The organism is Enterobacter cloacae complex sp. 6730903, assembly GCF_048283985.1.
Taxonomy (GTDB): domain Bacteria; phylum Pseudomonadota; class Gammaproteobacteria; order Enterobacterales; family Enterobacteriaceae; genus Enterobacter; species Enterobacter hormaechei_C.
This window is the reverse complement of sequence record NZ_JBLVXX010000026.1, coordinates 18,638-33,000: the sequence shown is the minus strand read 5'-3', so window position 1 is coordinate 33,000 and position 14,363 is coordinate 18,638. Positions and strand designations below refer to the sequence as shown.

General features: G+C 55.2%; 9 protein-coding genes. 3 read left to right on the top strand and 6 right to left on the bottom strand.

Annotated elements, in window-relative coordinates; translation table 11 throughout:
- Positions 1 to 15 precede the first annotated feature (15 nt).
- The 3 genes from asnS to ACNQ0W_RS14600 all read left to right on the top strand — a co-directional run bounded on the left by asnS (position 16) and on the right by ACNQ0W_RS14600 (position 4,455).
- The gene (asnS, locus tag ACNQ0W_RS14610; RefSeq protein WP_015570955.1) at positions 16 to 1,416 is read left to right on the top strand and encodes an asparagine--tRNA ligase; all 1,401 of its coding nucleotides are present in this window, start codon (positions 16 to 18) and stop codon (positions 1,414 to 1,416) included.
- Positions 1,417 to 2,021: 605 nt separating this feature from the next.
- Entirely contained in the window at positions 2,022 to 3,080 is a 1,059-nt protein-coding gene (gene ompF / locus ACNQ0W_RS14605; protein ID WP_015570956.1) for a porin OmpF, read from the top strand.
- A 184-nt stretch (positions 3,081 to 3,264) separates the two neighbouring features.
- The gene (locus ACNQ0W_RS14600; protein ID WP_023299734.1) at positions 3,265 to 4,455 is read left to right on the top strand and encodes an amino acid aminotransferase; all 1,191 of its coding nucleotides are present in this window, start codon (positions 3,265 to 3,267) and stop codon (positions 4,453 to 4,455) included.
- A 53-nt stretch (positions 4,456 to 4,508) separates the two neighbouring features.
- Here ACNQ0W_RS14600 and ACNQ0W_RS14595 read toward each other — a convergent pair whose 3' ends face one another.
- From ACNQ0W_RS14595 to mukF, 6 genes are all read right to left on the bottom strand, one after another.
- Positions 4,509 to 5,156 (bottom strand): MBL fold metallo-hydrolase, encoded by a 648-nt coding sequence (locus ACNQ0W_RS14595; protein ID WP_062932088.1) that lies wholly within the window; start codon positions 5,154 to 5,156, stop codon positions 4,509 to 4,511.
- Between the two features lie 20 nt (positions 5,157 to 5,176).
- Positions 5,177 to 5,728 carry a YcbK family protein gene (locus ACNQ0W_RS14590; RefSeq protein WP_003858202.1) on the bottom strand — a complete coding sequence of 184 codons (552 nt, stop codon included), beginning with the start codon at positions 5,726 to 5,728 and terminating at the stop codon, positions 5,177 to 5,179.
- 175 nt (positions 5,729 to 5,903) lie between these two features.
- A complete protein-coding gene (gene ldtD / locus ACNQ0W_RS14585; RefSeq protein ID WP_062932089.1) occupies positions 5,904 to 7,727 on the bottom strand; it encodes a L,D-transpeptidase in 1,824 nt (607 codons plus the stop codon).
- A gap of 179 nt (positions 7,728 to 7,906) precedes the next feature.
- Positions 7,907 to 12,355, bottom strand: coding sequence for a chromosome partition protein MukB (gene mukB, locus ACNQ0W_RS14580; protein ID WP_116329904.1), 4,449 nt, complete (start codon positions 12,353 to 12,355; stop codon positions 7,907 to 7,909).
- Positions 12,355 to 13,059: a chromosome partition protein MukE gene (gene mukE / locus ACNQ0W_RS14575; protein ID WP_017384823.1), complete on the bottom strand. Its 705-nt coding sequence runs from the start codon at positions 13,057 to 13,059 to the stop codon at positions 12,355 to 12,357. The genes mukB and mukE overlap by 1 nt, the downstream gene beginning before the upstream one ends.
- Complete coding sequence (mukF, locus tag ACNQ0W_RS14570) at positions 13,040 to 14,362, bottom strand: chromosome partition protein MukF (protein ID WP_015570962.1); 1,323 nt, start codon at positions 14,360 to 14,362, stop codon at positions 13,040 to 13,042. Before mukF ends, mukE begins: the two co-directional genes overlap by 20 nt.
- Position 14,363: the final 1 nt, after the last annotated feature.

Genomic DNA, 14,363 nt, shown 5'->3' with positions numbered 1-14,363 from the left:
AACAGAGAGAATATTATGAGCGTTGTGCCTGTAGCCGACGTACTCCAGGGCCGTGTCGCCGTTGACCAGGAGGTCACCGTGCGCGGATGGGTGCGTACTCGCCGAGATTCTAAAGCTGGCATCTCCTTCCTCGCCGTCTATGACGGTTCCTGCTTTGATCCTGTACAGGCCGTCATTAATAATTCTCTGCCCAATTACAATGATGACGTTCTGCACCTGACAACCGGCTGTTCCGTGATCGTCACCGGTGTTGTGGTGGCCTCTCCGGGCCAGGGTCAGAGCTACGAAATTCAGGCGACCTCGGTGGAAGTGACCGGCTGGGTTGAAGATCCGGACACCTACCCGATGGCTGCGAAGCGTCACAGCATCGAATATCTGCGTGAAGTCGCGCACCTGCGTCCGCGCACCAACCTGATTGGTGCGGTTGCCCGCGTGCGTCATACGCTGGCGCAGGCGCTGCATCGCTTCTTTGACGAGCAAGGTTACTTCTGGGTTTCTACTCCGCTGATCACGGCTTCCGATACCGAAGGCGCAGGTGAAATGTTCCGCGTTTCAACGCTGGATATGGAAAACCTGCCGCGTACGCCGGAAGGTAAAGTCGATTACGACAAAGACTTCTTTGGTAAAGAAGCCTTCCTGACGGTTTCCGGCCAGCTCAACGGTGAAACCTACGCCTGTGCGCTGTCTAAGATCTATACCTTCGGCCCAACCTTCCGTGCGGAAAACTCCAACACCAGCCGTCACCTGGCGGAATTCTGGATGCTGGAGCCGGAAGTGGCCTTTGCCGATCTGAATGACGCGGCAGCCCTGGCAGAAGCGATGCTGAAATACGTGTTTAAAGCCGTTCTCGAAGAGCGCGCAGACGACATGAAATTCTTCGCTGAGCGTGTCGATAACGACGCCATCGCCCGTCTTGAGCGCTTCGTCTCCGCAGACTTCGCGCAGGTCGATTACACCGACGCGGTCGCTATCCTGGAAAAATGCGGCGAGAAATTCGAAAACCCGGTTTACTGGGGCGTGGATCTCTCCTCCGAGCACGAACGTTATCTGGCAGAGAAGCACTTTAAAGCACCGGTTGTGGTAAAAAACTATCCGAAAGACATTAAGGCGTTCTATATGCGCCTTAACGAAGACGGTAAAACCGTTGCCGCGATGGATGTCCTCGCGCCGGGCATCGGTGAGATCATCGGTGGCTCCCAGCGTGAAGAGCGCCTGGATGTGCTGGACGCGCGTATGCAGGAGATGGGCCTTAACCCGGCGGACTACAGCTGGTATCGCGATCTCCGTCGCTACGGCACCGTTCCACACTCCGGCTTTGGCCTGGGCTTCGAACGTCTGATTGCTTACGTAACAGGTGTTCAGAACGTACGTGATGTGATTCCGTTCCCACGCACACCGCGTAACGCAAGTTTCTAACCGACCAAATCATTAATGGCCAGCAAATGCTGGCCATTATTTTATCCTGCAATGTCAGTTTTCGTCAGTCAGAAGTAAGCGTCTTTAAACCACAACCCCGCTATTACCTCTACCTGTTACGTTTTGTTTCCACGAAATATCCTGAGACAAAAAAATAACCACACTCTTATTGCGCTTAAAACAATTCTTACGCAATAGCATAAAAAACAACCAATTTCACAGCCATCTGGATGGCTTTTGTCGATCATAAGAAAAATGAGCCGTTTAACTTCTGTTTATACGAAAGGCCTTTAGCTAAATTAAACATAAGGAAATCATATATATAAGAATAAAACGGATGTTTAATTCGCCAGGCGGCACTGAAATTTGAGGTGCTTCACAAAGTTCCCAAAAATACATATTTAGTTACACATATTTTCTTTTGGTAACTGAATCTTGAAGATTGTAGCACTTTCAGTGTAGCGAAACGGTTCTATGAATGGAAAGATGCCTGTCAGACACATAAAGACACCTAACTCTCATCAATAGTTCCGGAAATATTTATTGACAGAATTTATTGGCGGCAGTGGCGAGTGTCATAAAAAAACCAATGAGGGTAATAAATAATGATGAAGCGCAATATCCTGGCAGTGGTAGTCCCTGCCCTGCTGGTAGCCGGTGCAGCAAACGCTGCTGAAATCTATAACAAAGACGGCAACAAATTAGATCTTTACGGGAAAGCAGTTGGCCTGCATTACTTCTCTGATTACGCGGGCAACGATGGCGACAACACTTACGCGCGTCTGGGCTTCAAAGGTGAAACTCAGATCAACGATCAGCTGACTGGTTACGGTCAGTGGGAATACAACTTCCAGGGTAACAACTCTGAAGGTGGCGATGCACAGAACGGCAACAAAACCCGTCTGGCATTCGCAGGTCTGAAATTTGGTGACGCAGGCTCCTTCGACTACGGTCGTAACTACGGTCTGGTCTATGACGCAATCGGCATCACCGATATGCTGCCTGAGTTCGGCGGCGACACCGGCGCGAGCGATAACTTCTTCGCAGGCCGTACGGGTGGTCTGGCGACTTACCGTAACAGCAACTTCTTCGGCCTGGTTGACGGTCTGAACTTTGGTGTTCAGTACCTGGGCAAAAATGAACGTGATGACGCAGTACGTTCCAACGGTGACGGCTGGGCAACTTCTCTGAGCTATGATTTCGACGGTTTCGGCATTGTGGGTGCTTATGGTGCAGCTGACCGTACCAACAACCAGCAGACGCTGGATTGGGGTAAAGGCGACAAAGCTGAGCAGTGGGCAACCGGCCTGAAATATGACGCGAACAACATCTACCTGGCAGCTATTTATGGCGAGATGCGTAACGCAGCGCGTCTGGGCAGCCGTGGTTTCGCTAACAAGTCTCAGGACTTCTCTGTCGTCGCTCAGTACCAGTTCGACTTCGGTCTGCGTCCATCCATCGCTTACTACAAATCTAAAGCGAAAGACGTAGAAGGTATCGGTGACGAAGACTACATCAACTACATCGACGTTGGTGCGACATACTACTTCAACAAAAACATGTCTACCTATGTTGACTATCAGATCAACCAGCTGAAAGACGACAACAAGCTGGGCATCAACAACGACGATATCGTGGCTCTGGGTCTGGTTTACCAGTTCTAATCAGCACACCTCGTTGTTATATGCTTAATGAACAGGGCTTCGGCCCTGTTTTTTTATTCCTGAGAGAAAATAATAGCGACTTTTGAAAAGCCGCACGCTTTTCGTCGCAAACGGTTGGCATTTTGTAAATCTACCGTTAACCTGATAGCGGATTTCACTTCTGTAATCACAATGGAACTTCGTCATGTTTGAGAACATTACTGCCGCTCCTGCCGACCCAATTCTGGGCCTGGCCGATCTGTTTCGTGCCGACGACCGCCCTGGCAAAATCAACCTGGGTATTGGTGTATATAAAGATGAAACCGGCAAAACTCCGGTACTGACCAGCGTGAAAAAAGCTGAGCAGTATCTGCTGGAAAACGAAACCACCAAAAACTACCTCGGTATTGATGGTATCCCTGAATTTGGTCGCTGCACCCAGGAGCTGCTGTTCGGCAAAGGCAGCACCATTGTGAGCGAAAAACGCGCCCGCACGGCGCAGACCCCAGGCGGTACCGGCGCACTGCGCGTGGCGGCAGATTTCCTGGCGAAAAACACCTCTGTGAAGCGTGTGTGGGTAAGCAATCCAAGCTGGCCGAACCACAAGAGTGTGTTCAATTCTGCGGGTCTGGAAGTGCGTGAATACGCGTACTACGACGCGGCAAACCACGCGCTGGATTTCGACGGCCTGCTGGCCAGCCTGAGCGAAGCCCAGGCGGGCGATGTGGTGCTGTTCCACGGCTGCTGCCATAACCCAACCGGTATCGATCCTACTCTTGAGCAGTGGGAACAGCTGGCTAAGCTGTCCGTTGAAAAAGGCTGGCTGCCGCTGTTCGACTTCGCTTACCAGGGCTTTGCCCGTGGTCTGGAAGAAGATGCTGAAGGTCTGCGCGCATTCGCCGCCGTGCATCAGGAGCTGATTGTCGCAAGCTCCTATTCCAAGAACTTTGGTCTGTATAACGAGCGTGTCGGCGCCTGTACGCTGGTGGCCGCTGACGATCAAACCGTCGATCGCGCATTCAGCCAGATGAAGTCCGTGATCCGCGCTAACTACTCTAACCCACCGGCACACGGTGCGTCTGTGGTCGCGACGATCCTGAGCAACGATGCGCTGCGCGCAATCTGGGAGCAAGAGCTGAACGATATGCGTCAGCGCATTCAGCGCATGCGTCTGCTGTTTGTGAACACGCTGGCTGAGAAAGGCGCTGACCGTGACTTCAGCTTCATCATCAAGCAGAACGGCATGTTCTCCTTCAGCGGCCTGACCAAAGAGCAGGTGCTGCGCCTGCGTGAAGAGTTTGGCGTGTATGCCGTTGCCTCTGGCCGCGTGAACGTTGCAGGTATGACGCCTGACAACATGGCGCCGCTGTGCGAAGCCATTGTCGCGGTGCTGTAACCAGCCCCCATAAAAAAAGCCTGCATCGCGCAGGCTTTTTTATTTAATCGGCTTTACCAGACAGGCATTTCATCCTGAAGGAACGGGTTATGCAACCGCTCATCGCCCAGCGTTGACATTGGTCCGTGTCCAGGGATAAACGTCACATCATCACCTAACGGCAATAACTTCTGCTTAATCGACTGAATCAGCTGACCGTGATCGCCGCGTGGGAAATCGCTGCGTCCTACGCCCCCTTTGAAAATCACGTCACCGGAAATCAGCAGGCGCGACACGTCATCAAAGAAGACGATATGGCCGGGCGTATGCCCTGGGCAATGCAACACCTGTAAAGTTACATTCCCTACGTTAACGCGATCGCCTTCGTTCAGCCAGCGGTCCGGTGTCAGTGGCTGACACTCATCCAGACCAAACATGCGGCTTTGGGCAGGCAGCCCCTGAAGCCAGAACTCATCTTCTTTTTCCGGGCCGATAATCGGCACATCGTAGTGTTCAGCCAGTTCTGCCGCTGCACCCACATGGTCGAGATGACCATGGGTGAGTAAAATCTGCATCAGCGTTACACCGCTGGCAGCGACTTCCTGCTTGATTGTCTCAGCGTCGCCACCGGGATCAACAAGCGCGGCCAGTTTAGTTTGTTCACACCAGATCAATGAACAGTTCTGTGAGAACGCGGTAACCGGAATAATACGATAGTTCATACTGCTCCTGTGTTTCGTTATTACCAGTGCCGAACCGGCCCGGTATCAATATGCACAAAGTTGCTACGTGGGTAGTATCCTACACCACCTGCGCGCATAGATAACGCCGCTTTGCGAATATTGGCTAACGAAACGCCTTCAATATGGAAATCCATCGCCTGCCCTTTAGTGTGATAGCTTTTTTTCGCTACCCCACGGCTGTGGGCGCGCAGTTCATTGTTGGTATCCAGAGAGCGATAGCCAGAAATGAGTTGCACCGGCCTTTTGGTCCCCAGCAGTCCCTGCAAGCGGTAAAGCTGATCGAATAATCCAGGGTCGATGGCTTTGATTTTATTCGCGCGGAAATCACGGAAAAAATGGTTGAGTCTTGCTAATTCATCCTGAATATAGCCTCTGCCATCGAAAAATTCCGCTTTAAGCGTCTCACCAGTATGCAGATTGTTGAGCGTTAAAATACGCGGACGAGGTGTCGAGAGGGTGGCAAATGCTGGCGTCGGAAGGATGGCTGCTGCGCCCAGCGCAACGCCACCTAACGCCAGCAATTTGCGGCGATTAGCGTCAAATTTGTCCATGATAATCAGGTCTACAGGTAAAAGAAATTGTCAATATGCTTAGCGCACGAAGGGCACCATAACTGGCAAAGCCTGCTACGTCAAGGCGCCCAACCCCAGTGAATACGCGGCTTGCAGCCAGATCGCCTCATATTCACCATAACTTACGACAATCATTTTTACCGAACTACTTCATTTACCTGATTAATTGTTCCGCTTTTGGCAAAATTTGTGCGCCGGATCGCGCTGTCAGATCATAATTGTAAATATCTGTACGATACTGGGTGCGTCCGTCCGCGCCTACAAACGCCGTCAGATAGTAAAGATTGACCGGAATATTGTGGCGGATATTGACGTAACGCGTATCCCCCTGCTTCAGGGCATCTGATATCCGCGTATCGTTCCAGCCTGCATCCTGCAACAGCATATTCGCCAGCTCCGAGGCCTTGTTCACGCGAACACAGCCCGAGCTAAGCGCGCGTGCATCTTTCTGAAACAGATTATGGTTCGGGGTATCATGCAGGTAGATAGCGTCCGAACTTGGCATATTGAATTTGTAACGTCCCAGCGAGTTATGTGCGCCCGGTGCCTGCTGGAAACGGAACGGCAGGTTCGAAGGCGTAATCGTTGACCAGTCGACCATCCAGGGGTCAATCGCTTCTTTGCTGTTCCAGCCCCGCATCACCGTATAGTTGTGTCGCTCCAGATAACCCGGGTCATTCCAGACCTTAGGCAGGATATCTTTGCGCGCCAGCGTCGGCGGCACGTTCCACGGCGGGTTAACCACCACGTTATTCAGCGCGCTGCTCATCATCGGCGTTTTGCGGTCAGGTCGACCGACAATCACGCGGGACGCCAGCACTTCACTACCGTCCTGATAGTAGACCAGGGAGTACGCCGGAATGTTGACCATGATGCCGGTGGATAACGTGCCCGGTAGCAAGCGCAAGCGCTGGATATTCAACGCCAGCACCCCTGCCCGCTGGGCCGGAGAGACGTTCAGCCAGTCGCGAGTCGATGGACCAATCACGCCGTCAGGGCCAAGCCCCTGCGCGGCCTGGAACTGCTTCACTGCGGCGACCAGCTCGCGATCGTAAGCGGCGGGCTTATTGCTCAGCGCAACGGCGGTTTTCTCTTTTACCGGCGCCGACGGGCTGACAACCGCGCTTTGCGTCTCGTCGCCGGGCAGCGCAATTTTAGGACCGCTGTCGAGAATGCCGGAGCGTTTCATAATTTCGCGGATCGCAGGCACATCGCTGCTCCACTGCCCCGGACGCAGCGTTGTGGTGCCGCGCAGCTGAGGCCACGGGCGGGAATCCGCAACCAGCTCAAGAAGCGACTGATGCATCGTGGCATATTGCGGATGGGCAGGCGCAAGGCTTGCGATAAAGCGCGGCAGTTCGCCGTTATCCAGCGACAGCTGCCACTGGTTAATGACGGACAGCGCAGGCGTCGCCAGCTTGTACGGTTTACTGCTGTATAACCAGCGGTTGCCGTTCACCGAAATCCCCGCCACAAACTGTAAGTAGCCCATCATGGCATCAGACAGCACCACGTCACGCGCCTGTCCGGTAACGGCAGGGTCGGTCAGGAGTTCAACCCAGGTCGTGAACTGCGGTTGAAAACCTGCAATCGCCACTTCAGCCAGCTGCTGCTGGAAGGCTCGTACCGCCTCGCGATTTTCCCACATCGGTTTCATATCGCGCGCAGCGTAAAGCAGCGTGAGCTGGTTAATATAAGCGGGAGTATAGCCCGAGGGCAGCCCGGTCATAAGCTGCTGGCGTAATGATTCAGTATCGATGCCTTCCGGCAGCGGTTTAATGCCGGCCATGATGGCCGTCGCCGGAGACTGATCCAGCGGTTGTGACAGCGACGTCGGCTGCGCGCCCATCGTCGCGGAGCTGTCAGTCGGTACAATTTCAGGCTCATCGGCCTGAGCGGTAAACAGTGGAGCAAACATCACTGTCAGGCACAAACTCAGCGCAGACAGCTGACGACCACGATTTTTCTTAAGCAACATCCCTTGCCCCCTGTTTTTCACGACATGCCCATTATTCTGGAGCTTTCCTTCAGTATAGAAAGGCATACTCGCTGCTGCCTTACCTTATGTAAAGAAGTTTAAAGATAACGCAGCCCTGAACACAAGTTAAGTGAATAAAAAAAGCGGCGCATGAGCGCCGCTATTTGTCGCACCCCGGGTTAAGAGGCGTCAGCCGTGCCCGGTAATGACTCCGGTGGCTGCGGGGCGAAACCACGCAGGCCCACGACGTGCACGTGTTCACTATTCTGGAACACCTTACGCACCAGCTTATAGGTTGTCCCTTTTTCCGGACTGATGTTTTCCGGCGCCGCGATGATGAGCTGCATATCGAGCCGCTCGCAAAGCTCAAACAGCGTGGCGATGGAGCGGGCGTCGAGACGCGCGGCTTCATCGAGGAACAGCAGACGGCATGGAGAGATGTCTTTGCCGCGCAGACGACGCGCTTCATCTTCCCAGCTCTGCACCACCATCACCAGAATCGACATACCGGTACCGATGGCTTCACCAGTAGAGAGCGCACCGGATTCCGCGCGCAGCCAGCCGTCTGAGCCACGGTTAACCTCAACTTCCATTTCCAGATAGTTACGGTAGTCCAGCAGCTCCTCGCCGATGGTTTGCGGCGTACGCTGGCCCATGTCAATCTGCGGATTCAGACGCTGATACAGCTTCGCCAGCGCTTCGGAGAAGGTCAGGCGGTTACTGTTGAACAGATCCTGGTGCTGTTCGTGCTGTTCAGACAGCACGTCCAGCAGCGTGGAGTGCGCTTCACGCACGTTCACGTTCAGCCGCACGCTGTTGACCTGGCCAAACGACACGCTTTGCAGGCCCTGGTTCAGCTGACGGATACGGTTCTGCTCGCGCTGAATGGTTTTACGAATAATATTCGCCACGCTGCGGGAGCCGATTGCCAGCTTCTGCTCGCGGGAGGTCAGCTCCTCCGTCAGACGGCCCAGCTCGATCTCCATCTGTTCGATCGCTTCCACCGGATCGTCGGTACGGATGATGTCCTGACGAATACGCTCGCGTAAGTGCTGATAAACCGCCACGAAGAACTGAATTTTGCGCTCAGGACGCTTCGGATCTTCGGACATACGCAGCACGTCGCGCAGGTGTTCGTTATCCGCCACCGCCAGACGCAGCGCACCCAGCGCCTTATCCGACATAGAGCGCAGTTCATCGGCTGACAGGTACGCCAGCTCGCGACGGTGCAGACGACGCTCCACGTTGTTATCTTTCACCATGCGCATCACCGCGCACCAGCCCGCCTTCGCGGTCACAACCTGTTCACGCATCTCGTGATAGTCACGTTCCAGCTTGCGCAGGCGCCGCGTCAGGTTGTCCATCTCCGCTTCACAGAAGGTCAGCGCTTTTTCGAGCTGATTACGACGCGCGCGGTTGTTACTGAGCTGAGCATGCAGCTCATCGCGGCGAATACGCGCCCGCTCTTCTGCACCGCTGTCGGCGCGCACGCCGATGTCCTGCAACTCTTTGTGCAGATCGTTTAACAGCTCTTTCTTGGTGTCGAAGGAGCTTTTCAGCGATGCCATCACCTGGCTGTACTGGCTCAGCTGTGCGGCGTGAGTACGCATCGCTTCACGGGCGCGCGTACGCTCTGCTTCGGCCTGCTCAAGACGCTGGCGCAGCTTTTCATTAAGATCGCTGTTCCCGCTCAGCATTTCTGCTGAATCGGAGTAGCCGAAGTGCGCGCGACGTTGCACCACTTCCGTCAGGGCAAACGCCTGCTGACGCGCTTCGCGCTGCACCTGCTGTGACCAGGCGTAATCCTCTTTTAACTGCTCAAACTGTTCCGGGTCGCTCTGGAGAACGGAAACCATCGGCTCCAGTTTTGCCAGCTGATTACCGTGCTGCTGCACAAAGCGCGCGGCTTCCTGCGCTTCGTCCAGACGTTCCTGAATTTCGTCTACGCGGTCGGCGAGCGTATCGTCCGCCAGCAGGTTCAGGCGCGGCAGGATGCGGTTAAGGGCCGCAACGCCCTCTTTCGCCTGCTCGAACTGCACGCGGCTTTGCTGGTTGTCATTTTCATGGCTGGCAAGCGCACGCTCCAGCTCACCACGGCGGGTGTTGAGCTTGCGGATTTCAGCTTCCGGATCGGGCTCAAAGGCAACGCCCAGGTGGCTGCCGATAAAGCGGCTGAACGCCTGATGCAGACGCTGCGTTTTTTGAACATCAAACGACAGGGTTGCAAAACGTTCAGAAAGCGTTTCGCGCTCAGCGTGCAGGCTTTCAATACGGTTTTCACGCGCGGCGCGGCCAAACAGCGGCAGTTCCGGGAAGCGCGAATAGCGCCACTGGCGATCGGCGATTTTCACCACCACCGCTTTTTCCAGCTCGTCGACGCTGAATACGCTGTCATCAAACGACTGCGGATCCCCTTCGATGAGGTAGAGATCTTCCGGGCAGTCTTCCAGCCCTGCAAGCTGGTCCGAAATCAGCGACAGATCCGGCACCACAATCGCGTTACGGGATGGACCATACAGCGCGGAGAAGTACGGCGCATCGTCCAGGCCGACATCGTCGTAAATTTCAGACAGCAGCACGCCGCCGAAACGCTCGGCTAAGGCATTCAGGCGCGGATCTTCTGAGCCGCCAGGCTGGCTTAAACGCTCGATCTCTTCATCGACGTCACGCTTGCGCGCGCCCACTTCGTCACGCTCAACAATCGCTTCACGCTCACGCTCCAGCAGCTGTTGCATGTATTCGGTGACGTCCTGGCTGGAGGCAAACTCCTGGCCACACTGTTCGCTGAGCTGGTTCAGGCTGCTTTGTGCAGCCAGCCAGATCGGCGCACGCTGCAAGAGCGTCTTCGAACGGGACTGAAGCTGTTCCAGCTCCTGACGCAGCGTCATGCGCTGTTCGCTGGCATTCGATACGGTATCGGACAGGGCCGCAATGCGCGCTTCCAGCTCCTGGTGCAGGGCCTCAAGCTCGTCGAAATCGTAATTTTTACCCTGACGCTTGCAGAATTCCGCCAGCAGACGCTCGGCTTCCTGCTGTTCACGCAGACGCTGTTCCAGCTCGTTCAGGCGCATGCGCAGCGGCTGCACCTGTTCGGCCAGATGGCGTTGATTGACGCCGTCGCGCAGCAGCTCACGGGCCACGTCCCACGCTTCGTTACGCGCCAGCGGACCGTTAATCGCCACCACCAGCTGGTACGCCTGCTCAAACTGGCTATGCGCCGTTTGCGCCACGCTCATTTTCTGATCGAGAGAAAGCAGTTTCTCAGTGGCTTCCTGCTCTTTGGCCTGGAAAGTATCCAGCCATTCGTCAGCGCTTTCCGGGGTCAGGTCCGGCAGATGGCACAGCTCTTTGGCACGCTGCAACGCCTGCAACGCCTGGTTGTACTGAATCGCACGCGTCTGCTGCACATCCAGCGCCTGCTGGTAATCAGCAAGCTGGCTTTTCAGCTCATCCACTTCCAGCTCCGCGGCTTCCGCGCGGGCTTCGTTCTCTTCCTGCAATTCGGCAGCTTCGGCCACCACTTCATTTTGCTCTTCAAGACGAATTTGCAGCTCATCCAGATCGGCTTCATAGCGCTCGATTTTTTCCTGCTGACGCAGCGCGGTCTGCACCAGGTTCAGGTGATCGCTGGCCGCCTGGTAATCGGCTTCCAGATCCCCTTCCGCACCGTTGTGCTCGCCCAGTTCGCGCGCCATTTCGACATGCTTATACTGCTCAGCCACCAGCTGTTTGCGGGAGGTAAACAGCTCGCGGCGGTATTCCAGCGCCTGATCGAGATGAATACGGCGCTCGTTGGCGTGGCGCATATAGTCCGCCGCCACGTAGTTGGTGGCTTCGCTGATCAGGTGCTTAAACAGGTCGCGGTCAGACTGTGTGACGCGAATCGCTTCCAGCGTCATGCGGTTTTCACGCAGCGCGGCTTCCATATCCTGGAAGGCCTTACGCACGCCGCTGTTTTCCGGCAGCAGGTAGTCGCGCAGGGAGCGAGTAATGGCGCTGGAGATACCGCCGTACAGGGAGGCTTCAATCAGACGGTAGTATTTACTACGATCTGACGCGCTGCGCAGACGACGGGCTACCACGCCGAGATCGAACATCAGAGAGTGGTAGTCGGTAATGGAGTTAAACTGCTTAAACTGCACGCCTTCGATAGCTTCCAGCTTGTCTTTCAGCTCCTGAAGCGTGAGGACGCGCGCCTGACGTTCATTCAGGGTTTCCGTCAGCAGCGCGGTCGGCTGTACGGAGGTTGGTAGTCCCTGGATCGCAAACGGTTTGATATCTACTTTACGGTCGCGGCCAGCAACCTGTTGCAGACGCACGCCTACAACCACGCGCTGATGGCGGGAGTTGATCACGTCCAGCACTGAATAACAGACGCCCGCTTTCAGCTTACCGTGCAGACCTTTATCACGAGAGCCGCTCGTGGCGCCCGCTTCAGTGGTGTTACGGAAGTGCAGCAGGGTCAGGTCAGGGATCAGCGCCGTCACGAAGGCCGCCATGGTGGTGGATTTACCCGCCCCGTTACCGCCGGAGAGCGTTGTCACCAGCTCATCCAGATCGAATGTTCGGGCAAAGAAGCCGTTCCAGTTGATCAGCGTTAGTGAGCGAAATTTACCGCGTTCAATCATTACTCTTCCTCCCCGCTATCCGGCTGATTCTCTTCGTGCTCGTCATTGAGCTGCAAATGGTTTTCCACCGGCATCGCTTCACCGTCACGGATCATGCGCAGCTGCGCTTCACGCGCATCGTCACCCGCACGCACGTCGGCGCCAAAACGGAAGACCGATTCGGTAATACGGAACTTGCTGCTGTCGTGACCCATGAACCAGACCATTCCCAGACGGCGCAGACGGTTCAGGGAAGAGCGAACTTTTTCCTGTAATTTCTGACGGTCCAGATCGGACCCCGTTGAGCGGTTATTCACCAGCTTGAGCAGCTTGCTTTCATCCGCCAGCGACAGCAGCTCATCGTAAAGCTCCTGCTGGGTGAAGATCCCTTCATTCGCCAGACGTTCCGGGCTGAGATAGAGGTAGCAGAGAATTTTGCCGACCATCATATCCAGTTCGGAAAGCACCGAGCGCGGAATAAGCGTGGTAGAGCGCGGACGCAGGTAGAAAAAACCTTCCGGCGCGCGGATCAGCTCAACGTTATAGCGAGCGTAAAACTCTTCCAGGTACTCCTGAAAGTCCATCAAAAAGGCGTGATTATCCAGCTCGTCAAGGCCAATGTGACGACCGGCACGCAGCTGGCTATCCAGCGCCGGAAACAACGGATTCGCCAGCGCCTGTGCCAGCTTAACTGGCATCACGTGTTCAATATTTGTCAATGACATGCGCCTGTACCTTGGCTCCGTAATCGTTAATCGGCTGCCACTTCGGCGGCAGTCCGGTGAAATCGGCTTGTGCGATGCCCAGGCGCACCGCCTGGTCTACAACAATGCGGGCAACATCGAAGTGGCGCGCGCGCGGATACTGCGCCAGATAGTCGCGTACCACGAGGCCAAGATCCAGCGGTGCTTGTCTGGTTTTGTAGACAGCGAGCTGTTCTTCGATCATCGCCGCAAGCTGCTCGCGAATTTCGTTAAATTCTTCGTATTCCAGATCCGGCGGCAGTTCACCGGTGACCTCTTCATCACGCAGCGCCATCTCTTCGTCGCGCATATCCAGCAGACGATCGGCGTTGGCGTAGGTCAGCGCCCACGGCGCATCGAAATAGGTCTGTACCGACTGGCGCAGACGCTGAGCAAAGACGCGATTCTTATCCATATCGATGGCGGTACGGATAAATTTATGCACGTGGCGGTCGTAACCGATCCACAGATCGATTGACTGCTGGCCCCAGCTGATAATGCGGTCAAGCTTGCTCTGCAAATCAAACACCAGACGGTCGATAAAATGCAGATCGTCGTGCGCCATTGTCGCGTCCTGGATGCGCAGCAGATTGGCCTGTAGCTTATCCCCCGCCGCCTCCAGCGTATCCTGCAACTCACGCAGCGTACCGGACGTTTCTGACAGCAAGAGTTCACAGCTGGAGATGGCCGCACGCCAGTCTTTATTAAGCAGTTGAGCGATATCGTCTTTCACCTGCTGCTGCTGTTCGTCCATCAGACGTTGAGTCAGATCGATACTGTCGAAAATCTCTGCAACCGAATATTTCAGCGGCGCGTAAACGTTGCGATGCCAGTGGAATTCGTCACCGTTTTCATCAGCCGCGTCGGCGGCACGCTTCAGCTCGCCTGCAACAATAGAGAGCTGCATGGAGAGACGCAGCGTGGAAAATTCGCGCTGGCGGATGTAATAGTCGGTAATGCCAATACCCAGTGGCGTAAGACGATAGATGGCGTTTCCTTCCGCCTGCTCGCTGGTAAAGCGGTTCAGCAGACGTTGACGCACCATATCATTGATTGCGTTGTTGGCACGCACGCTAATGGTTTCGCTGGTTTGCTCAAACGCATCACTGACGTGGCGGAACGCATCCACCAGTTCGCCTTCACTCATTTCGCCATCCAGGCGTTCGCCGTTTAGCGTCGCAACCGCCAGCAGGAATGAGAGTCTGTCTACCGGCAGCGAGATGGAGAAATCGTTTTTCCTGGCCCAGGCAACCAGTTCGGGGACTGTCTGGGAAAATTCACTCATA

Coding starts and splice junctions, on each gene's coding strand:
- mukE (WP_017384823.1), bottom strand. CDS start 13,059: ATGTCATTGACAAATATTGAACACGTGATGCCAGTTAAGCTGGCACAG.
- ACNQ0W_RS14590 (WP_003858202.1), bottom strand. CDS start 5,728: ATGGACAAATTTGACGCTAATCGCCGCAAATTGCTGGCGTTAGGTGGC.
- ACNQ0W_RS14600 (WP_023299734.1), top strand. CDS start 3,265: ATGTTTGAGAACATTACTGCCGCTCCTGCCGACCCAATTCTGGGCCTG.
- ACNQ0W_RS14595 (WP_062932088.1), bottom strand. CDS start 5,156: ATGAACTATCGTATTATTCCGGTTACCGCGTTCTCACAGAACTGTTCA.
- ldtD (WP_062932089.1), bottom strand. CDS start 7,727: ATGTTGCTTAAGAAAAATCGTGGTCGTCAGCTGTCTGCGCTGAGTTTG.
- asnS (WP_015570955.1), top strand. CDS start 16: ATGAGCGTTGTGCCTGTAGCCGACGTACTCCAGGGCCGTGTCGCCGTT.
- mukB (WP_116329904.1), bottom strand. CDS start 12,355: ATGATTGAACGCGGTAAATTTCGCTCACTAACGCTGATCAACTGGAAC.
- mukF (WP_015570962.1), bottom strand. CDS start 14,362: ATGAGTGAATTTTCCCAGACAGTCCCCGAACTGGTTGCCTGGGCCAGG.
- ompF (WP_015570956.1), top strand. CDS start 2,022: ATGATGAAGCGCAATATCCTGGCAGTGGTAGTCCCTGCCCTGCTGGTA.